This window comes from Streptomyces filipinensis (assembly GCF_014649495.1).
Classification (GTDB): domain Bacteria; phylum Actinomycetota; class Actinomycetes; order Streptomycetales; family Streptomycetaceae; genus Streptomyces; species Streptomyces filipinensis.
The window spans coordinates 322,795-342,079 of sequence record NZ_BMTD01000005.1 but is presented as its reverse complement, the minus strand read 5'-3'; the positions used below and the strand labels follow the sequence as shown (position 1 = coordinate 342,079).

Annotated in this window: 18 protein-coding genes and 4 pseudogenes; 9 read left to right on the top strand and 13 right to left on the bottom strand. The window is 69.2% G+C overall.

All coding sequences use genetic code 11. The features are described 5' to 3' along the window. From IE244_RS41945 to IE244_RS14835, 3 genes and pseudogenes are all read right to left on the bottom strand, one after another. Window positions 1–378: transposase (locus tag IE244_RS41945; RefSeq protein ID WP_229854113.1), on the bottom strand; the 378-nt coding region annotated here is incomplete at its 3' end. A gap of 133 nt (window positions 379–511) precedes the next feature. Then, a pseudogene (locus IE244_RS43150) lies at window positions 512–580 on the bottom strand (hypothetical protein); the annotation flags it as partial. A gap of 335 nt (window positions 581–915) precedes the next feature. Beyond that, window positions 916–2,340: a M1 family metallopeptidase gene (locus IE244_RS14835; RefSeq protein ID WP_229854112.1), complete on the bottom strand. Its 1,425-nt coding sequence runs from the start codon at window positions 2,338–2,340 to the stop codon at window positions 916–918. Between the two features lie 95 nt (window positions 2,341–2,435). On the opposite strand from IE244_RS14835, the gene IE244_RS43145 reads away from it, so the two are divergent. Continuing rightward, on the top strand, window positions 2,436–3,422 hold the full coding sequence (locus IE244_RS43145; protein WP_191873979.1) for a transposase: 987 nt from the start codon (window positions 2,436–2,438) through the stop codon (window positions 3,420–3,422). A 743-nt stretch (window positions 3,423–4,165) separates the two neighbouring features. Here IE244_RS43145 and IE244_RS14825 read toward each other — a convergent pair. The 3 genes from IE244_RS14825 to IE244_RS14815 form a co-directional block, all read right to left on the bottom strand. Then, window positions 4,166–4,546, bottom strand: a complete 381-nt coding sequence (locus IE244_RS14825) for a peptidoglycan-binding domain-containing protein (RefSeq protein ID WP_229854111.1) — start codon at window positions 4,544–4,546, stop codon at window positions 4,166–4,168. A gap of 700 nt (window positions 4,547–5,246) precedes the next feature. Next, window positions 5,247–5,465 (bottom strand): hypothetical protein, encoded by a 219-nt coding sequence (locus IE244_RS41935; protein ID WP_229854110.1) that lies wholly within the window; start codon window positions 5,463–5,465, stop codon window positions 5,247–5,249. Window positions 5,466–5,562: 97 nt separating this feature from the next. Next, window positions 5,563–8,766: an AAA family ATPase gene (locus tag IE244_RS14815; RefSeq protein ID WP_191873978.1), complete on the bottom strand. Its 3,204-nt coding sequence runs from the start codon at window positions 8,764–8,766 to the stop codon at window positions 5,563–5,565. Window positions 8,767–8,890: 124 nt separating this feature from the next. On the opposite strand from IE244_RS14815, the gene IE244_RS42770 reads away from it, so the two are divergent. Beyond that, window positions 8,891–9,019: a hypothetical protein gene (locus IE244_RS42770; protein WP_268252893.1), complete on the top strand. Its 129-nt coding sequence runs from the start codon at window positions 8,891–8,893 to the stop codon at window positions 9,017–9,019. Window positions 9,020–9,459: 440 nt separating this feature from the next. Here the strand turns inward: IE244_RS42770 and IE244_RS14810 are convergent, their stop codons facing one another. Continuing rightward, window positions 9,460–10,374 (bottom strand): zinc-binding dehydrogenase, encoded by a 915-nt coding sequence (locus IE244_RS14810; protein WP_191873977.1) that lies wholly within the window; start codon window positions 10,372–10,374, stop codon window positions 9,460–9,462. Between the two features lie 78 nt (window positions 10,375–10,452). Between IE244_RS14810 and IE244_RS14805 the strand changes: the two genes are divergently transcribed. The 5 genes from IE244_RS14805 to IE244_RS14785 all read left to right on the top strand — a co-directional run bounded on the left by IE244_RS14805 (window position 10,453) and on the right by IE244_RS14785 (window position 13,784). Next, a complete protein-coding gene (locus IE244_RS14805) occupies window positions 10,453–10,851 on the top strand; it encodes a winged helix-turn-helix transcriptional regulator (RefSeq protein WP_191873976.1) in 399 nt (132 codons plus the stop codon). A 110-nt stretch (window positions 10,852–10,961) separates the two neighbouring features. Further along, window positions 10,962–11,417, top strand: coding sequence for a VOC family protein (locus tag IE244_RS14800; RefSeq protein WP_191873975.1), 456 nt, complete (start codon window positions 10,962–10,964; stop codon window positions 11,415–11,417). 153 nt (window positions 11,418–11,570) lie between these two features. Further along, window positions 11,571–12,197: an HIT family protein gene (locus IE244_RS14795; protein WP_191873974.1), complete on the top strand. Its 627-nt coding sequence runs from the start codon at window positions 11,571–11,573 to the stop codon at window positions 12,195–12,197. Between the two features lie 315 nt (window positions 12,198–12,512). Further along, window positions 12,513–13,184 (top strand): hypothetical protein, encoded by a 672-nt coding sequence (locus IE244_RS14790; protein ID WP_191873973.1) that lies wholly within the window; start codon window positions 12,513–12,515, stop codon window positions 13,182–13,184. A 69-nt stretch (window positions 13,185–13,253) separates the two neighbouring features. Further along, entirely contained in the window at window positions 13,254–13,784 is a 531-nt protein-coding gene (locus tag IE244_RS14785) for a hypothetical protein (RefSeq protein WP_191873972.1), read from the top strand. 54 nt (window positions 13,785–13,838) lie between these two features. Here the strand turns inward: IE244_RS14785 and IE244_RS43140 are convergent. The 5 genes and pseudogenes from IE244_RS43140 to IE244_RS14760 all read right to left on the bottom strand — a co-directional run bounded on the left by IE244_RS43140 (window position 13,839) and on the right by IE244_RS14760 (window position 17,598). Then, a pseudogene (locus IE244_RS43140) lies at window positions 13,839–14,415 on the bottom strand (transposase). Between the two features lie 22 nt (window positions 14,416–14,437). Further along, the gene (locus IE244_RS43135; protein ID WP_191874080.1) at window positions 14,438–14,746 is read right to left on the bottom strand and encodes a transposase; all 309 of its coding nucleotides are present in this window, start codon (window positions 14,744–14,746) and stop codon (window positions 14,438–14,440) included. A gap of 358 nt (window positions 14,747–15,104) precedes the next feature. Further along, window positions 15,105–15,962: pseudogene (locus IE244_RS14770) on the bottom strand (IS5 family transposase). Window positions 15,963–15,999: 37 nt separating this feature from the next. Beyond that, on the bottom strand, window positions 16,000–16,539 hold the full coding sequence (locus IE244_RS14765; RefSeq protein WP_191873971.1) for a phosphoribosyltransferase family protein: 540 nt from the start codon (window positions 16,537–16,539) through the stop codon (window positions 16,000–16,002). Window positions 16,540–16,950: 411 nt separating this feature from the next. After that, window positions 16,951–17,598, bottom strand: coding sequence for a TetR/AcrR family transcriptional regulator (locus tag IE244_RS14760; RefSeq protein ID WP_191873970.1), 648 nt, complete (start codon window positions 17,596–17,598; stop codon window positions 16,951–16,953). A 127-nt stretch (window positions 17,599–17,725) separates the two neighbouring features. Between IE244_RS14760 and IE244_RS14755 the strand changes: the two genes are divergently transcribed. Together IE244_RS14755 and IE244_RS14750 are read left to right on the top strand one after the other, a co-directional pair. Next, window positions 17,726–18,115: a VOC family protein gene (locus IE244_RS14755; protein WP_191873969.1), complete on the top strand. Its 390-nt coding sequence runs from the start codon at window positions 17,726–17,728 to the stop codon at window positions 18,113–18,115. 184 nt (window positions 18,116–18,299) lie between these two features. After that, window positions 18,300–18,506: pseudogene (locus IE244_RS14750) on the top strand (FAD-dependent monooxygenase); the annotation flags it as partial. A gap of 27 nt (window positions 18,507–18,533) precedes the next feature. On the opposite strand, the gene IE244_RS14745 reads toward IE244_RS14750, so the two are convergent. Next, window positions 18,534–19,094, bottom strand: coding sequence for a GNAT family N-acetyltransferase (locus tag IE244_RS14745; RefSeq protein ID WP_373305743.1), 561 nt, complete (start codon window positions 19,092–19,094; stop codon window positions 18,534–18,536). Between the last annotated feature and the right edge of the window lie 191 nt (window positions 19,095–19,285).

Genomic DNA, 19,285 nt, shown 5'->3' with positions numbered 1-19,285 from the left:
GTAGTGGGCGTGCTTGTCCTCGACGAGGAAGCGCGCGTGGGCGGTCTGCGAGTGGAGGGCGTCGAAGGTGACCACCGTGCCGTGCAGGTTGAGCGGGGCAAGCAGGGGCTGGAAGACGGTGATCTCGTTGGTCGTGGCGTCCACCTCGCGCTGGGCGGTGACCAGGCCGGTCCCCGTCATCGCGGCGAGCAGATGGACCTGGGTGCCGTCGGTGCGGCGGGCACCGCGCACGGTCTTGCCGTCCACGGCGAGGGAGGGCAGGGGCCGCCGGTCGCTGTCGTTCACCTCCTGGCCGACGGCGCGTTCGCGCCCGGCGAGCCAACTTCCGACGGCTGTGTCCAGCGCGTCGCCGTCGATGCGTTGGAGGACACGACGCACGTGGCCTCGGCCGGGGCGACGGGGCCGCGGTCCGGCTCCCGGCATGGGCCACCGAGCCGGGCCAGGGCGTTGGGCGGGCGTCGGCGGCCCACTCCGCGATCGCGGCCAGGGACTTCGCTCCGGCCAGGACCGCGCACGCGGCCAGGGAGAGGACGAAGGCGAGCGGGTGGCGTCGGCCCTGGTCCCGGCGGGGATCGGGCACCTGAGCCAGGCAGGTCAGCAGGCCGGGGAGGTCATCGGGGACGGTCGGCGCGGTGTCGGCGAGTTGGCCCAGAGGGCGCGGGATGAGCGAGGATGAGCGGGCAGGCACGGTCTTCCGTCGTGGTGATCAGGGACTCGACACCTCATGATCACCGGAAGTCGTGCCTGCCTCCGCGTCAGCCCCCGCCGACCACCCCGCAGTCCTGCCCCAGCTCCTGAAGCCCCATCAACCCGGATGCACCGCCGGAACGACGCCGCCCTGCCCGCGTACCCCGTCGGTCACCGTCATCGTGGCGCCGACGGGGTACGCCCGTCAGCCGCGAGCGGAGTGCGACTTCAGCGGATGCGGTGCTTCCGCCAGAAGGGGCCGAGGTCCCTGTGCGTCATCGACTGTGCGGCCTTTTTGAAGCCGGCGGTGGTGGAGACGCCGTACCAGTGGTCGTGGGCGTACTTCTTGATCAGGCGCGCCATGGTGTCGGCCCCGAGGACGTGCTCCAGGTCGGCCAGGACGCAAGGGCCGATCCCGTACACGACCTGGAAGTACTCGCCATGGTGTGTAGACCAGTAGGCCATCGAGTTGGTGAGCGCGGCGGTGGCGCTCGGCCAGGAGCCGTCCGGCGAGCACTCGAACCCGTCCCAGTGGTAGTAGCGCGCGTTGGCGTACTGGGCGAAACTCTCGTCCAGCCAGGGTGAGTTGTACTCGTCGTTGCCCACGATGCCGTACCACCACTGGTGGGCGATCTCGTGGACGGCGGCGCCGCCCTCCTCCTCGGTGCCGAGGATGACCAGGCCGGGGTACTCCATGCCGCCGGCGAACCCAGGGGTCATCACGAGGTCGATCTCGCCGTACGGATAGCGGCCGAACTCCCTGCCGAACCGGTCGATGGCGGCGACGCCGTCCTTGCGGTTGAGGCGGACACCGGCGGCGGGCGTGTTCGGCGACCAGTACGACTTCACGCGCACGCCGCCGGGCGAGGTCTGGGTCGCGGTGCGGAACGGGCCCGCCGCCCATGCGAAGTCCCGCACCCGCTTGGCGACGCTGTGGGTGACCGTACGCCCGGTACCGCCGGGGCGGGTCCATGTGCTGCCGGTCGCCGGGACCTTGAGGGCGGACGGGTGGTCGAGGCGCACCCGGAAGTCGCTCGCCAGGGTGTAGAAGCTCTCGCCGTACGACACATACGGATCGAGGTGCCACCCCCTCGCGTCGTGCACGGCGAGGACCGGCAGCGCGTTGCCCAGGAAGCGGAACGCGCCTTCGCGGCCGAAGCGGTTGTTGCGTGCGGGCACGGTGAGGGCCACGTCGAAGGAGACGGCCGTCCGCTCGCCGCGTGCGAGCGGCCTCGGCAGAGCGATGCGCAGCGCCGTGCACTTCACGCCCGGGCGGCTCGGAGTGCCGCCGCGCACGTGGGAGACGCGGACGGGGGACGGTCTTCCCGATGTCCCGCAGCCGTCCTCGCCATTGCCCCACAGGCGTATGTACACCTCACGCAGGGGCCGGCTGGAGGCGTTGCGGAAGGACACCGTCTGCCGGCCCGCCCAGTGGGAGCCGTCGGCGTCGGCGCGCAGCTTCACGTCGTAGCTGGGGCGGTCGGGCGTAGCGGGTTCGGCCACCGCCCTCACCGCGGCGCCGGGCACCGGGCCGGACGGCGTGCCGGCCTCGGCCGCGGTGGAGCCCGCTGTCGCGAGCAGCGCGAGCAGGGCGACCAGCAGACGGCGACCGGTTCTTGAGGGGCCCGTGGGCGACGAAGGCAACGAAGGCATGGCAGACGACATGACGGATGACATGCCAGCGGATCTTGTCACAGGGTTCCCCACGGCCGACACAAGCCCGCGCGAAGAGGGGAGGTCGGCTCCGCTTGGGCGGCGAAAACGCCAGGGTACGCAGGGGATGTTCGCTGTACGCGCACAGTCAGGATCCCGGTTCAACCCATCCGCAGTTCATCCCCTTCCATGAGGCCTGGCCACGTGTTCCTGACCACCACCACCGGCACCCCCGAACGCCCCGCGACGACCTCGGCTTGCTTGCCCCGCTCAACCTGCACGGCACGGTGGTCACCTTCGACGCCCTCCACTCGCAGACCGCCCACGCGCGCTTCCTCGTCGAGGACAAGCACGCCCACTACATCGCGCTGATCAAGGGCGATCAGCCCACCCTGCACCAGTGTCTGAAGGCCCTGACATGGCGGGAAGTGCCCCTCCTGGCCATCGAGAACAAGATCCACCACGTCAGGGACACCACGTACGCCGAGGACGCCTCCCGTGTACGCACCGGCACCGCTCCACGTGCCATGGCGTTTCCTTTACGGAACGATGACGAGGGGGCGAGGCACAGCATGGACGCAGTGGTAGCGACCAGCTTGATGCGCATGGCCGCTGCAGACCTGTCGATGTCGCCCTGGCAGCGCCCCTCGGACGCCTATCTGGTCCAGCTGGGACTGGACGCCCTGGTGGCTGGCATTGAGGCTCCCTCGCTTCCCCTGCTTGCTGGGCTCGGGCGCGGTGAGCACGCCCAGGCCCGCGAGATGTTCGATCTTGTGCTGGAAGAATTGGGTCTACTGCCGCTGACCTCGGAAGATCTGGCCAAGGCGCGATGGACCGCGGCCCGTTGGTGGGCGGTCCAGATTGTGGCGCGCCAGCTCGATCCCCTACACGGAGCCAAACTGATCTGTGAGGAAGCCGCAGCCGAACTCGACTACCCCGACGTGCTGCAACCCATGGTTGATCTGGCGAGAGGAATCGACCTGCTGAACGACCAGACTCTGGAACAGCAGCGCTTTGACGAGGTCACCTCCGCAGCGCGAGACCTACTTGCCACAGACGCATACCGAAACACCAGCCTTTGAACGGCGTCGCATGACCCACTGTGACCGGTTCACGGAAAGCGAGCCAGAACCCCTTCCCGTGGACAGAGCCAGGACGGGCAGCGCCCTCCTGGAGTTAGCGGGCGCGGCGGGCGGCGGTGAGGAACCGTCGGATGGTCTCCACGACGGCGGCGGTGTCGGCCCGGAAATCGCGGCGGCCGGAACCGTCGTGCAGAACGACCGGATGGGGGGCGTCGGTGGCCCAGCGCGTGACCTGCGTCAGGAGCGGGGGCGCGGCATGAGGTTGACCGCGGCTGTGTCCTGTTCAGGATCTGCACCACCGAGGGCTGCCGTGAGGTGAGTTACGTGATGGGCAAGGCAGACACGACGAACCGCATGCCACTGCCGAAGTGGCCGAACGCTCAGGCGTCCGACGATGACGCGAGGGAGGCGGCGAACTCGTAGCCGGGGCTATCTCCAGCAAGCGCAGCGGCAGGCCGCAACGCTTAGTCGTGCAGACCTGCTTGCGGTCGAAGGACAACTGAGCTTCCTGGATCTGGGCACAAGAGGCATCGCGTCCGGCCCGATGCACTGTTCCGCGGTGGACTTTGCCCTACTTCCGGTCCGGCCTCGGGAATCAATGGACCCGTGGTTGGCGCTGAGATTGATCACGGGGGTGCCGGCCGCACCCCCTCGGCCACCCGCACAACATGTCGCACGACGCGCCGCCCGGATCGATTCCGGGCGGCGCGTCTCAACAGGGCGAACGTTGCCTAATACGGGCACTAGGCCTCCGTCCGGAGCCATGCCCAGGTATTGGCGCCGACAATGCCGTCGGCAGTGATCCTTTCCGCAGTCTGGAAGCGCTTCACAGCGGACTCCGTGGCAGCTCCGAAGTAGCCGTCCACGCCGGTGGAGCCCACCGAGTAGCCGTGGTAGATCAGCAGCGCCTGGACCTCCTTCACCTTCGCACCGGAGTCACCGCGGTCCGTGTAGGCGTTGCTGCGGTCGTAGCCGCAGAAGACCCCGTCGAGGGTTTCCTGGCAGTTCGCCGCCACCGCAGTCGGTGCTTGAGCGGTGCCGGGTGTGGCCAGAGCGGCACTGGCGGAGCCGACAGGGAGAAGGGCGGCGGCCAGTACGGCGGACGCAAGCAGGGAAAGTCTCACGCGCTGAGGCAACTACAAGTCCTTCGAACGGGGCGGGGCAGCCCGCCGCTGGATCGGTTGAGCGCGAACATATCCCTGTATCGGCCACCAAGGCAGAGCGCACTACGGCGTACGGGGGAGCGCGCGAAGCCCGGTCAGAAGCACCCGGCGCAACGGCTGAGCGTAAAGGCCCCGCCGCCCGCACCGTGCAGGCATTCGCCGACTGTCGGCTCGGGACGATGCCGTCCCGACCCTGATCGGCACCCGCGCCGCCGCCCCAACCGCTGTCCAGCCGTGATCAATCTCAGCGCCAACCACGGTTCATTGATCCCCGCGGCCGCAGTCAACCCAGCCACTCGGACTCGACCGGGTCGTCCCGGGACACGTTCTCGACGCGTCTCACCAGCCCACAGGCGACCCGGATCAGACCGTGATGGGTAGACGGGACCTGGACTACTGCATCGAGGCCGGATGGCTTGTGCCCGTCAGCCACGTGCACCGCCCGGTGTGGTCAGGCGACCGCGGTCACCGGAAGGTGGTCGAAGTGCCGAGGTACCAGGTCGGGGATCTGGACGCGCTCAAGGGCATTTCCTTCGTACAGCGGCTTGCTGCCGCCGAAGCGCGCCAGGGACGTGCGGCAGGCTCCAGGACTGCTCGCTGCGGGCGCCGCCGTGCCAGTACACCGTGTTGAGGTGGGTGCGCTCGTCGAGCAGGCAGCTGTTCAGACGAAGGCGACCGTGTCCGGGTCGCGGGGCCGGTCGGAGCGCAGGTCCACGATCAGCGCCCGGGCGCGGGAGGCCAGGGTGAGCGCGGCGCTCAGCGGTTCGGCGGCCCACTCCAGCGGAAGCGGCATCGGTGCCGGCTCCCCCACGGCGACCCCAGGGCCGAGCAACTCCAGCCGGGGTGTACCGCCCGGCGAGGTGTCGAAGTCCCGGCGCATGGCGTCCCGGGTGGCCGCCCCCTCGGCAACGAGGTACAGGCCGACCGCCGCAAGTCCTTGAGGCCGCCGACGCCGAACGCAGGCAAGAGGGGTGGGCTCATCTGGCTGTGGCCCGGCTCGCCTTCTCCCAGTCCCATGGTTCGGCTGGGGCCCCGCCGGGTTCGCGGCCCCAGCGGAACTCGTCGGAAGTCTCCGGATCACGGCGGAAGTCGGTGAAGCGCCCGGCGGCTACCAGACGTCGCAACAGGTGATCGGCCTGATCCGCGGCGCCTGCGGCGCGGAGCTGCTGCACCAGGAACAACACGTCGTCCCGCATGTGGTTGTGAGCGTAGCTGATGGAGACGTGGGTAGCGGGGTCGCGGGCGAGGAGCCGGGTGACGAGGTCGCCGGTCGGTAGGGATTTGAGGAGAAGAGCGGCGCCGTACGCGTCGTCAAGGGGGGCGCTGGTGGCCGCGCGGGACGCCAACTGGACGGAGATGTCCTCTGCGCCGATTTCGCGCAGCTCGGCGATCAGGGCGGCGACCGCGTAGGTGTCGGCGAGCTCGACCTGCTCGGCGGGGTCGCGCGCCAGCAAGAGCTCCAGATGGGGTACCGGGTTCGGCACCACGACGCCGCCGCCCACGGACTCGATGTACTGAAGGGACGAAAGCAAGCCTCGCAGCCGTGCAGGGTCACCCAAGGGAAACTCCCGGGCGATGCGCTGCGCCAGGGTGTCGTACTGCTCGTCAGCGCCCAACCGGCGCAGCGCACCCAGCAGCCCTTCGGCGGACTCGACCGTGGTGTGCGCGGACGGGTTCCGCGAGAGCAGAGCGGTGACATAGTCAGGGGCGTCGTTCATCGCCAATGCTCCGAGCAGGTTGGCGAGCCCGAGCGCGGGGCGCAGATCCACTCGGGTGGCGGGGACCCGGTTCAGCAGGTCCGGAACTCGGTCCCGAGCCCCGGTCGCACGGAGAATGAACAACACGCGAGCGAGGGCGCCGGGATCGCCGGTGTCCGCCAAAGCAGCCATGCGCGCGTGCAGAACCGCGATCTGCTCATGGGCGCGGACCCGCTGCAGGGCATCTGCCAGGGCCTCCAGGCCGCCCTCACCGTCGTCGCGGACGTGTTGGGCCGGGTTGCGGAGCAGCAGGACGTGGATCGCCTCGCTTGCACCGAGCGCTTGGAGTTCGTCGAGGACGCAGGCAACGGCCTTAGGGGCGTCGACGTCGGTGAACGACACTTCGGCTGCAGCACGGGCCGCGAGGGTTGCGGCGTGTTCGTGGGCGCCGACGGCGCTCAAGGTGCCGAACACCGAGTTGCGGTACAGGAACCTGAAGGTGACGGTGGCGGCACCCCGCCGGGCAAGGTGGTCGACCTGTCCGGCGGCGCCGAGTCGATGCAGCGTGGATAGCAATTCGACCAGGCCGTAGCGGTCGGCCGCGTCGACATGTGAGGCAGGGTTACGGGCGAGCAGCAGGTCGACCTGGTCCTGTGCGCCGAGCTCGTCCAGTGTGCTCAGCAGTCGTTCGACGGGCGACGGGCGGTCGAGCGGGGCCCGGGACGCCGGGTTGCGGGCCAGCAGCGCCGTCACCGCCTCCGAGTCGGCGGAGCGCAGCAGCGCATCGACGTCGTAGGCATTGTCCAGCGAGCAGTACGCTGCCGCCCAGCGCCTCGGACGCGGGTCGTCGGGGCTCAGAGTGTCCATCAGCCGAACGGCGTTGACCGCCGCGCAGCCCATGTACCTCCGGTCCCGGTCGACGGTGCAACTGCCGCGTTCCGTCGCATGGACGTAGAGCCGGACTGCGTCGCAGAGCATGCCACGAGCTCGTGCAGCGTCGGCCAGCACCACCATCTCACCTGGGTCGGCACGCGTGGCCGCAGCCCAGAAGCCCTTGGGCGGCACCAGATCCGCAAAGAGCCGACGACCGAACTCATCGAGGTAGTCGGCCAGCCGGTACACGGGTCCACCGTGGCTTCTGTCGGCGAGGGGCGGCCGACTGCCTGAACGCGGGCGGATGCGGGTGACCGGTCCCCGTACGCCCTTGCACGGGGAGGATGTGTAGGCCAGGGCCTGTTCCACCCAGTCGTCGTCGAGCTGCTCCCACTCGATGTCGAGTAGATACGCCTGTGCGGCCGCCTCAAGAAGTGCACGGGGTAGGGCGTTGCCATGTCCCATACGGCGAAGATCCATCGCCGCACGGATGACTGCCTTGGGCGCCGGCGGGGCAAGGCTGAACCGCTCGATCAGCTCCGGACCGCCGGCCAGGTACTGGGTGACCTGTGCGGCATCGGCGCGTTCGGCCGCGATGGCCAGGCGGCCGTCTACTGCGGCGGCCTGCCGTAGGGCGGCCAAGTCGGCGCCGGTGAAGGCGTTGGGCACCTCGATCATCCTGTAGCCCAGCACCAACCGCACCTGCGAGCCGGGCCGCTGGAGCAAGGCCGCGTAGTCCTGGGGCCACAGCGTGCCCAGTACCAGCACCGGCGCCCGGGCCTGATCGGTGAGCAGGCTGCGCAGCTTGGCCGCGACCCGTTCCCCGAGCGCGCCGTCGCCCAGGTACTCCTGAGTCTCGTTCAACCACACCACAGTGCGTGGCCCCACACGGTCCAGCCCCTCGAGCGCCGCCTCCGGCCGAGTCGGATCATACGGATGCCACAAGCGCCACCCGCCCGCCTCCCGCAGCGGCTCCAGCGCCTCCCAGCAGGCCCGGGTCTTGCCGGTGGAGGATCCGCCCACCAGCACCGCTATCTGACTGGCACCGGTCCGAACGGCGTCGAGCACCGCGCGTAGTTGTGCGTCGTGCTCACGTCTCACGTAGGCCGGGAGCGGACCGAGTCCCGGTCCCTCGCCGACTTCGAGGCAGGGGTGAACCTCCAGGTCGTCCAGCACCAGATGATCAACGTACTCGGACATCGGCCGTCCCACGGGCCTGCGCCCGGACCGCGGAGCACGAACCGGCTGGGCTCGCTCTACCAGGTTTCGCCAGTGACCCTCGTCCGGGTGCTCGTCTCCGGCCCAATCGGACCACAACCGAACCAGCGCCCACACCGCGTCCGCGTCGTGAGGAACTTGAGCCTTCACGACGTCGTCCGGGACCCACTCGCTGATGGCCTGGCCCCGGAATTTGATCGAATAGGGCGGCCGGTCGAGCGCCTTTTCGATCTCGCGCTGTGAGAACGGCTGACCGGCCGCGTGTCTGCGAGTCTCGGCCCGACCCCGTAGCGCGCGCATCTCGTCGTACAACCTGCGCGCGTCCCCCGTGGCGATGACGGCCCCCTCGCTGCTGCCCGGCCTGGCCGCGCCCGGTGCGGGCAGTGCGGGCACGGCCTGTCGCCAGCAGCCTAGGGCGTTTTTGCCCGCTCCGCCCGCACTTCCGGACGGGCAGCCGGCTCCTCAGGCATGTTGCTCTGCGCACCGGTACAGGCCAGGCAAAACGAGGGAGTTATCCATGAAGAAGGACAACAGCACCGTTCGGCGGCTCGGTCGTGCCGCTATGTTCAGCGCCGTACGCGGTCTGGCCTCGGCGGCGGGAGCCGCGTTCCTGACATGGATCATCTGGTGGGCCGAGAGCCGCTGAAGACGAGCCGGGCGGGAGGCGCGTACGCGGGCATGCGGTGGCCCCAGAGTGTTGGCGCGCGGGCGGCGGTGAGGAGAGCGGCGGCCGCGGTACCGGGCCCGTACGGAGGGCCTGGCCCGGGGCGCGGAACTCCTCGGCCCGCCACGGCTCCAAAGGCCGCAGCTCGGCCCCGTCCCCCGGAGAAGTCGCGAACATAGCCATCCTTCGAAGTACGCCCGCGTATCCGACCGTTGGATCTTCGCACGCCGTCCGCGTGCTGCGGACGGTAGTGGAGGTTGCCATGTCATAGGGGGTATGGGGACTTGTCCGGCCGATCATGTGACTACTCCGTTCTCGAGTCCTGTCACCACAACCGCAGCGGCCCTGGTCATCTGGCTCCGCACGTGATCGTCCGGTGAGGCCTGGTCCTGCGCAGAGGCCCCCGTGCCGCGCAGCTCACCTCACGCCACCTCCAGGACCGCCTTTCCGGAGACACGACGCCCGCGGAGGGCCTCAGCGGCCTCGGCGAAGCGGTCCCAGGGTCCTTGCCAGCCAATCTCGATCGTGACGGCCCCCTCAGCGGCCAGCTCGGTGAGCACGGCCAGGTCCTCGCCGGCGTCGCCGTCGATGACGAAGGAGGCCAGCGATTTGGCCGGGCCGACGGTCGCATACGGCGGAAAGACCGCCGGCTCCCCGGAGGTCCAGCCGACGCTCTGCACGCTGCCCCCGGGAGCGAGCAGGTTCCATGCCGCGACCAGTTGAGGGCCGCCAACGCTGTCGATGACCACGTCGACCGGTCGCTGGAGTCCTTCCAGACCGATCAGCACCTCGTCGGCGCCCGCCTCGGCCAGCCCGTCCCCGCGGCCGGCCGAGCCCACGGACGCGATCACGTGGGCACCGGCCCGCGCTGCCAACTGGACGGCGAACCGGCCGACTCCGCCGGATGCGCCGGTGATCAGCACCCTCTTGTCCGGTCCGAGCCCGGCGGCCCGCAGCGAGCGCAGTGCCGCAACTCCGGCGACCGGCAGAGCCACCGCCTGCGCCAGGTCCAAGCCCTTCGGCACCTCGGCGAGCGCGCCCACGTCGATCGCGACGCGCTCGGCGAACGCCCCCGAGGTCAAAGCCACCACCCGGGTGCCCACCACCGGACCGGTTCCGTCGGCTGCGGCCCGAACGACCACTCCGGCGGCGTCCGCACCGAGCACCGCACCCACAGGGACCCGACCGGAGCGGGCGTCGTTGAGGTCACCGTAGTTCAACGAGGCGTGGGAGACGTCCACCAGGACCTGGCCCGGCCCGGGCACGGGGTCGGGCACGTCGGCGAGGCGGACGGCGGTGGATGCGGACGGATCGACGACGAGAGCGCGAACAGACATGCCATTCCCCCTTGGTTCACGACTTGTAACAGCACTCATCATCGATAACCTTGCTGCTCATCGGAAGGAGGCACTTCTATGTCACGCAGTCACACCCGTGTTACCGAAGCGCTGAGGGACGAAGCCTGCCCGGTCACCGAGGTACTCGACCGCGTGGCGGGCAAGTGGAGCATCGGGATCCTGATTGCCGCCGCCCACGGCCCGGTCCGCTTCACCGAACTCGAACGCGCCATCAACGGCATCAGCCGACGGATGCTCACCCTCAACCTGCGAAGGCTGGAGCGGGACGGCCTGCTCGTCCGCACCGTGTATCCGACCGTACCGCCCAAGGTCGAGTACAGCCTCACGCCCATGGCCCGGGAGCTTCACGCCTCGCTGACCGAGCTGGTGGGCTGGGCCGAGCGGCATCGGGCCGCCATCGCCGAGGCCCGCGCCGCCTACGACACCGCGGCGGAGCAGAGACCCGACGCCGACTGAACGAGCCCGGACCGGCTCACGGGCTCCTGCGATTCAGCGACAGCCGGCGGGGATCCAGGGCCTGTTGCGAAAGTGGAGCGTCTGTCAGACCTGCCTGGGATGCTCTGAGCATGGAGATGACAGTGCAGCTGACGATCGACTGTTCCGATCCGCAGAGAATGGTGGCCTTCTGGGCCGAGGCCCTGGGCTACGTGCCTGAGCCTCCGCCGGGCGGACACGCCACGTGGCGTGCCTACTGGGCGGCGGTCGGGGTGCCCGAGGAAGAGTTGCCGGCCGGTGCCGGGGATGTTCCGGAGTCGATCATCGATCCTGCGGGACGTGGACCGAGGGTGTGGTTCCAGGAGGTTCCGGAGCCGAAGGTCGCCAAGAACCGGTGGCACTTCGACCTGAAGGTCGGTGGGGGCCGTGACGTCCCACTGGACGTCCGCGCACAGAGGGTCAAGGCTACGGTGGAACGGCTGGTCAAAGCCGGTGCCACCGTGCTACGGATCAAGGACGAGCCGGACATGGGGCTCTACGCCGCCGCCATGCAGGACCCCGAGGGCAACGAATTCGATGTCGTCTGAGACCCGTTGACGGGGAACACCGAAAATGGCTCCGGCCGCCATTTCGTGCGTCTGCGGATCGCCCACCACCAGGATCGCTGTCTGCCCCCACCAAGGAGGAGTCAGGCCACCTGGCTCCTCACGGGGCGTCGACTCCGAACTACTCTTCGGCCCATGGCTTTGCGACCTGACGAGTTCTACGACCACGCGCTTGCCGCTGCGGATGGTGCGTGTCGGCTCCCGCTCGCGCGCATGACAGGGTGGGAAATCAGCCCGTTCGAACCGGAAGGACTGCGCGTCGCGCCCCTGCGACCTCCGGTTCTGCCTGAGCCTCCGCGACACGGCGAGGACCCGTCGAACTGCGCGGCGTGCCGTGAGCGAGGCGACGGGATCTGGTTCAACGACACTTGGCGGCTCACTCGGATCACGGGAGTTGGCGTGCCGCTGGTGCTCATGCTGCATCCGCTTGAGCACCATGACATGGCCGACCTGCCCGATGAGCTGGCAGCCGAGCTGGGGATCCTGTCCGCTCACATCGTCCGCCACATGCAGGCCCTGCCATACATTTCGCGTGCCCACGTCTACCGCATCGGAGATGGAGGCGCACACCTGCACATCTGGTTCTTCGCCCGGCCGGAGGGCCAGACCCAGCTGTACGGATCATGGATGCCCGTCTGGGACGATCTGCTGCCGGAATACCCAGCAGATGTCGCAGAGGCAGACGCGGCGATCGTGGCAGACGCATTGGTCGCCTCCATCGGGGGGCGTCGTTCGGCTGCCGGCGAATCCCCGCACGACTGATCTGCCGGCGGACCCAGCGCTCGATCTCGACACTCACTTGCTGACGTACGGTCATGTCCGGCAAGTCCCGTCACCGCCAAGCGGCTTGACCGACCGCGGGCGGTGATCGGCTCATCCCGTGTGGGCGCGTCACCCCACTGCTGCTGGCGTGTCCCGATGCCTCGCGGCGAAACTCACCGCCGAGGCTTCACCCGTCCGAGACGATCACCGGCCGTGATGCCGACTCCCAAGCATCGAACCACTACCGGGCAGGACGGCGGCGGTGGCGTTCATGCGGGACAGTTGAGCGGTGGACGTCCGGCTAGGGTGACCGGCATGCGTGAGATCGAAGGCGTCAGAGCCACACCCGGGGGACGTGTACGCGTCCAGTTCCATGACAACGGTTTCGTCGTCAGACGCGACCGGCTCGCCGGCCGCATCGCTGAAGCATTGCTCGGCGATACGGCCGGGTGTGTCACGGTCTTGGTGCTGCTCGCTTCGGTGGGCCTCCACAGCCTGCTGAACAAGGTCGGTGCGCCGCATGTCGTCGCCGTGGGTTGCCTCTGGGTGTTCATCATCTCGGCCTGCTACGCGGTGCTCCTCGCGGTGCTGCGGTGGGCGGCTGGGGTGGTGGGGAACATCGTGGTCTTCGTCATCGTCGTGGTGACCCTCCCGGGTCTGTTGTTTCCGGGGTATCGGCGGAAGGTGCTGCGCCGATGGCGTGGTGGCGGCCCGGAGTCCGAGGCGGGGTGGGTGCCTGCCACTGCCCTCGGCGGAGTGTGGCTGGGCCAGGAGGATCCGAGCACCGGCGCCGTGGTGACGCTCCAACTCGTCGACGGATCCGTCGTCGCCTACACCGCCTCGCCCGACAAGTCCCGGGAGCTGCATGGCGGGTTCGACGCGCTGCTGCGCACCCACCGCCCAGCACCCATGGCGATGCCGCATCAGCAATCTGCGCCAGGAGCCGTGCCGTACCAGTCCTGGCGTCCGGGGCCACCCCACAGCTGACCACGATCGGCGTCGCCGCGCGTGACAGTCCCGTCCTCGACTCCCCCCTTTTTCGGAACCGATACGACCATGTCCTTCTTCAGCAAGCGCCGTACCATCCGACTCTCCCAGGACCGTACGGCCGACAGCCCGTTCGGGCCGATACGTATCAGCTACAACTCCGGGCTGACCGTCATCGCGCTCGTCCAAGGGCCCGGCATGCCACCCGTCACGGTCGTGCCCGGCCGTGACCGCGGCACCCTCAGCATCAACCAGCAGGTGATCCCCACACGGCGCGGGGACGACAGCCGCTGGGCCCTGCGCCGCAGAACGCGCACCCGCACGGCCCTTGTGGGCGACCGCAGCTATGAGCTGCGGCCCATCGGGCTCTGCCGGGCCCGGCTCCTCCGAAACGGCACCCCCATCGCCGAAGCGCGTGGCACTCTGCGCTCGTACGCCTGTCTCCGTGACATTCCCGGCATCGACGCCAGGTTGACCTGGTCCCACGGCCTCGACCCCACCGACGTGGCGATCGGTCAGGCCATGGTGTTCGCCTTCGGCGCGGGCGCCCCCGGCGCACTCGGCTCGATCGTCTCCTTCTGCCTCGACGTGATCACCTGACGGACGACCTTGAAAGTTCAAGGACCTCTATCGCCTTGCCACGGCTGGTGCCGGCTACTCGTTCACGGCTGCGACCGGCACAGTCGCCTCGTAGCGGACGGAGAGCCTGTCGTACCTCGTGGCCACTGCACCTCGCCGTCGAATCTGGGCAGCCGGCCGCCGCGAGAGCCCGGCTTCTTGCGGTTACGTGCCCGGTCGGCCTTGTCCGGGATGTGCAACGGATGCCGCGTCGGCGCAGGTAGGCGCGGCTTCTGCGGGAGGCGTACGCCTTCTCAGTCCTCACGCGATCAGGCCGGACACGTGGTCGGCCCGGCCTGATCCGGACCTTCTCCAGCGCGGGTTCGAACTGCGGCGAGTCCCCGCGCTGTCCAACGGTGATCACGAAGGACATGGGCTTCTGTCCCTGCTCGACGGCCAGGTGCAGCTTGGTGGTGAAATCCGACCCCACAGCCCGCACTCAACAGGGGCGTCGCTCCATGGAACACCGGTACGAACCCGGAACCGCATACCGTCGATGAGCTGCCGCCGGGACCAGATGGGCGGCCGCCCTGACTTCCTCCCCCTTCGGCGACAACGGCTCCGACACCGCCCACTGCGTATCCGTGAGATCTCCCCGCGCGGTGACAGTGATCGTTCATCACTAAGAGCATGTCTTATGGGGGGAGTGCCGCGAGCTTCTTAGAGCAGGTCAGGGCTGCTGCGAGGCCAAGGAAGGCGACGAAGTGGGAGCCTTTTCGCTCATATCGGACGGTGAGGCGGCGGTAGCCGAAGAGCCGGGCGATCGACCTTTCGATCTTCCAGCGGTGCCGGCCGAGCCGTTCACTCGACTCGATGCCCCGGCGGGCGATACGCGGGATGATTCCGCGTTCGCGCAGCCAGGCGAGGTGCCCGGCGGAAGAGTACGCCTTGTCGGCGCGGAGTTTGACCGGTCGGCGCCGACGTGGGCCGCGCCGGGAGCGGATGGCGGTATGCCGCGGACCAGCGGCTTGAGAGCCTGGCCGTCATGCGTGTTCGCGCCGGACACAGCGACGGCGAGCGGGATGCCCTGGGCCTCGGACAGCACGTGCGGTTTGCTGCGCTTCCTGCCGCGGTCGACAGGATTCGGCCCGGCCAGCGCCCCCCCATTTCGCCCGCACCGACACCGCGTCGACGATGACCGAGGCCCAGTCCAGCTCGCCCCGGGCACCGAGTTCGTCCAGGACCGCCCGGTGCAGCCGCCGCCACAGCCCCGCCTTCGTGAGACATCCTCTAAGAGCGACCGAGCGCGTACAACAAGCCGGGTGTCTATCTCGCGCGCGCAACTAGGTTCTGTCTCTTTGGTCAGCGTCGGGCCCAGATGAGGATGCCCGCGACGTGCAGGGCTGCCTGGTAGGCAATCGCGAGCTTGTCGGTTCGTGTGGCCAGGCCGCGCCACTGTTCGAGGTGGTTGATGCACCGCTCGACGGTGTTCCGCTGCGTGTATGCCTCGCTGTCGAAGCCGGGCGGGCGGCCTCCGAGACGGCCTCGCCTCAGGCGGTGGCCAACCTGATCGGACGGCTGTGGAAGGACAACGCGGATACCCCGACGCCGCAGGTGGATACGGATGGCGCGTGAGGAATACGCACGGTCAGCCAGGACGGCGGGGCCGGGTTCGTGGCCTGCCCGGGCCGCTGCGGGGCACACGGATGCCGGACATCACCGTCTCGAAGGCGGGTGCGTCACCGGCCTGGCCTGCGGTGAGGGTGAAGGCCGGGGGTCGTGCCCGGCCGTCGGCGGCCAGATGAACCTTCGTGCTCAGCCCGCCGCGGGAACGTCCGACGGCGTGATCGGCGGGTTCGGCCCAGTCGGCTGCCCCTTTTTGAGTGCGCCAGCGGCGTGCTGATGGGCTCGGACGATGGTCGAGTCGACCGACACGGTCCAGTTGATGTCGTCCTCGGCATCGGCTGCGGCCAGGAGGGCAGCGAGGATGTGTTCCCAAGTGCCGTCGACGGCCCATCTGATCAGGCCCTTGTGAGCAGTCTGGAACGGGCCGAGCTCGTCCGGCAGATCTCGCCATGGCGAGCTGGTGCGGTACTTCCACGCGATGGCCTCGAGTGTGCGGCGGTGGTCGGCCCACCGCCGCCCGCGAACCGGATCGGCCGGCATCAGCGGCGCGATCCTTTCCCGCATCGCATCAGTGATCACCAATCGGACAGACACATTCAGTCAACTGAGCAACTGGCCAGGCGGACACGTGTTAGGACTGCCCATCCCGAGCCGGAAGTTCGGCGGCGGTAACAATGCTGCGGACGCCCAGGTCCGCCCGCCGGGCCGGGACCGTCTGGTCAACGACGACGGAGCAGCCGGCCCACCGCCCGCCGCACTCCTCGACCATCGACCGCACAGCCGACGCCTGGCTGCCCGTCTCGATCCAGTCGTCGACCAGCAGCACCCGGTCCTCGCGGCCCACCGCCGCCCGCTGCAGACGCAGCTCCTGGCGAGTACTGCGGTAGTCGGGGTCGCTGCGCCGGGTGACCTTCTTCCCGGGGAAGATCCCCTCGCCCTTGCGTACCGCGATGAAGCCGGCACCGAGCTCGACGGCCGCTGCAGCGCCGAGCAGGAAACCACGAGACTCGATGCCGCAGACGGCAGTGACGCCGTCTTCCCGGAACGGCCCGGCCAGTCCGCGGACCACCGCAGCAAGCGCCTCGGGGTCACGGAAGATCTGCCAGACGTCGGCGTGGCCGTCGATCCAGCGGAAGCGTTCGAGGACTAGGCCGCGTGCGTGAGACATCATGATCGTGAGTCTGCGGACGGACTGGCAGTCCAGGCAACCGGATTCCCCGTTCGGGGAATACGGACTGGCGGGCGGCACTCCGCCTTCGCCGCGATCCTCATGTGAGCCCGATGCTGACCACAGAGACAGAACCTAGTCGGTCGGGCTGGTCGAGAGACACCGCAGACCGAGGTGGATCGTATCTCTCAGATGCGATCGCAGAGGCCGTGGACAGCTTCCTTCCTGCCCCGGCGCGGGCCTGGGTACTGACGGGCCGGAGGAGTCGTCACCGGCCCTGATGAAGGCGTCGTCGAAGGGCCGCACGGCCTAGGGGCACCGTCACCGGGTCGATGGCGGTGCCCACCACGGCGCCGGCGCCCTGTCGCCTGGCATGGGTTGCCCGGGGCCGCGGAAGGCGGTGAGCCGCTCGCGTCACGCGGTGGCGTAGTCGGACAGGGCGGGTTCCAGCAGGCCGAACGCTTGGGCGGCTTCGACAGCGATGATGCGAGCGATCTCGTCGTCGGGCTGCCCGGCGAGGGTGAGCGTCTGGATGCGGTGGAACAGCACGCGGTGGACGGTGCCCAGCAGGCCGGCGGCGGTCTGGACGGTGATGTCGTCGGGGCCGGTGCCGGTGACCTCGGCCAGCGCCTGAGCGAGGTGGTGTTCGCGCTGCTCGTGCAGGCCGTGCAGACAGGTGGTCAGGGTAGGGCTGTCAGCGACCATGCGGGCGAACTCCCGGCCGGAGAATCCGGCGACCGGGTCCTGGGCGACCACGGCGTCGTCGAACGCGCGGCGCAGTGCGGCCAGCGCTGATTCGCCCGGGTGCCGGGCGGCGACGGCGTGGGCCAGGGAAGTGGCGAACTCCTCCTGGTGGTCCAGGGCCAGGTCTTCCTTGCGAGCGAAGTAGTTGGTGACGGTCTTCTTGGCGACGCGGGCGGCAGCGGCGATCTCGGCGATGGTCGTCCGTTCGAAGCCCTGCGCGATGAACAGCCGGGTGGCGTGGTCGGAGATGACCTGCCGCGTCTCCTGCTTCTTCGCCTCCCGCAGCCCGGTGACCGGGGCGGATGTCTGAGTGGCCATGGAGCAATCTTACCGTCGTAGCATTTTTACCTTGACCCCTTCAGAAGTCTCAGGCTAAGTTTACAACCGTCGTAAGTTTATGCCGATTAAACGCCCCGTGCCGTCCCGCCCTACCCAGGGAGACCCCGTGCAGTTCACCGCCTCCACCGTCTCGCTGACCGTTGACGACGTCGCCGCCTCTCAGGCATTTCTCTCCACCCACCTGGGCTACACCGTCCAGCAGGCCGCCGAGGGGTTCGCCTCCCTGTCGCGGCCCGACGCCGTCGATGTCGTCCTGCTCGCACGCGGTATCGAGGGGCTGCCGCCCGAGCAGCGCGACCGTCACGCCGACGGCCTGATCCTGGCCTTCACCCTCGACAGCGGCCTGGAAGAGCAGGAGAAGCGACTGCGCGACGCCGGAATCGAGATCACCATGCCGCTGCGTCAGGAGCCCTGGGGCGAGCGCCTGTTCCAGGTCACCGACCCCAACGGCCTGATCATCCAGTTCGTCGAATGGTCCACCCCCGAGCACGGCTGACCCGCCCGGAAGGTGGTGGCCAGGACGTCGACACCGCGCGCACATTCCTGGCACCGCGAACCGTTCGGTGCACTCGCGACGGCCGCGGTGCGGAGTGCCGGTCAGCCGGCAGCGGGATCAGCCGGTCGGCCACTCCGGAGCGGTGATTCCGGCGAGGATGAGAGCGATGCCGGCAGTCTGCTGCTGGGCGCCGGAACTCACCGCCCTGATCACGGAAGGCGAGACCGCCCCGGTCCCGCGCGCCCTGCACGCGCTGCCGGTCGACCACCGCTGGGACCGCGTGCCCGGCGTGACGCCGCTCGGCGACGCCGCCCACCTGACGGCCCGGCCCGGTGAGGGAGCCGGCCTCGCCCCGTACGACGGCCCCGAACGCGGCGACGCGAAACCGGCGTGGATCCGGCCGCTGCCGAAGCGACGGTCATCGAGCGGGCCCTCGACCGGTGGACGCAGCGTCGGCCGGTGACCGGGGACAGGAAAGCTCCCACCTGACCTCGCCCTCATGCCAGTGACCGGTGGGGGCCAGACCGACTGCGGCGGCAACAGCGGCGGATGCCCGGTGATCTGGATGGATGTGGGCGCGGATCGCCTGCACGCCTTGCTCCTGCAGCCAGACGACCAGTCCGCGCGCCGCCTCGGTGGCGATGCCCCGCTTCTGCCACGGTGTTCCGACCACCCAGGCAACCTCGGCCGCATACCCGTGCTCAGCAGCAGTGATCGTCGCCTGCACCGTCCCGGTCAGGCATTTCTCCTCGCGGAGCCTGATCACCCAGTTCCACCACCTCTGGGAGGGATCGGGTGAGCCGGCCACCAGGCGTTCATACCGTGCTCGCAACGCCTGCGGGGAGTGCGGGGCACCGCCGATGAAGACGTGCAGAGCCGGGTCGGAGAGCACCTCGGCCATCTCGTCCGCGTGCTCGACGGCGAGCGGCACGAGGCTCAGCCTGCCGGTCTCGAGAGCCCCGAGGTCCATGGCGTTCACCCTGCCTCCTGTCCCACCGCTCTGAGTCGCATCGCGGTGGACCTACGTAGTGAACTGCGTGATTGCACGGATGCGGGGACACGCCCCGTCCAGCGTACGGTGCACCGGTGAGATCCACATCGCCAACGGACCGAGGCCATCTCATCGCTGGACGGCCGAGATCCTGGCGTCGGAGAGGGACCTCCACAGGT

What these genes read in the sequence shown, in the direction of transcription:
- IE244_RS14835 (WP_229854112.1), bottom strand. Translation starts at nt 2,340, where the DNA reads ATGCCTTCGTTGCCTTCGTCGCCCACGGGCCCCTCAAGAACCGGTCGC.
- IE244_RS14785 (WP_191873972.1), top strand. Translation starts at nt 13,254, where the DNA reads ATGTCCTTCTTCAGCAAGCGCCGTACCATCCGACTCTCCCAGGACCGT.
- IE244_RS14800 (WP_191873975.1), top strand. Translation starts at nt 10,962, where the DNA reads ATGGAGATGACAGTGCAGCTGACGATCGACTGTTCCGATCCGCAGAGA.
- IE244_RS14760 (WP_191873970.1), bottom strand. Translation starts at nt 17,598, where the DNA reads ATGGCCACTCAGACATCCGCCCCGGTCACCGGGCTGCGGGAGGCGAAG.
- IE244_RS14765 (WP_191873971.1), bottom strand. Translation starts at nt 16,539, where the DNA reads ATGATGTCTCACGCACGCGGCCTAGTCCTCGAACGCTTCCGCTGGATC.
- IE244_RS14790 (WP_191873973.1), top strand. Translation starts at nt 12,513, where the DNA reads ATGCGTGAGATCGAAGGCGTCAGAGCCACACCCGGGGGACGTGTACGC.
- IE244_RS41935 (WP_229854110.1), bottom strand. Translation starts at nt 5,465, where the DNA reads ATGCGCCGGGACTTCGACACCTCGCCGGGCGGTACACCCCGGCTGGAG.
- IE244_RS14795 (WP_191873974.1), top strand. Translation starts at nt 11,571, where the DNA reads ATGGCTTTGCGACCTGACGAGTTCTACGACCACGCGCTTGCCGCTGCG.
- IE244_RS14810 (WP_191873977.1), bottom strand. Translation starts at nt 10,374, where the DNA reads ATGTCTGTTCGCGCTCTCGTCGTCGATCCGTCCGCATCCACCGCCGTC.
- IE244_RS14805 (WP_191873976.1), top strand. Translation starts at nt 10,453, where the DNA reads ATGTCACGCAGTCACACCCGTGTTACCGAAGCGCTGAGGGACGAAGCC.
- IE244_RS42770 (WP_268252893.1), top strand. Translation starts at nt 8,891, where the DNA reads ATGAAGAAGGACAACAGCACCGTTCGGCGGCTCGGTCGTGCCGCTATG.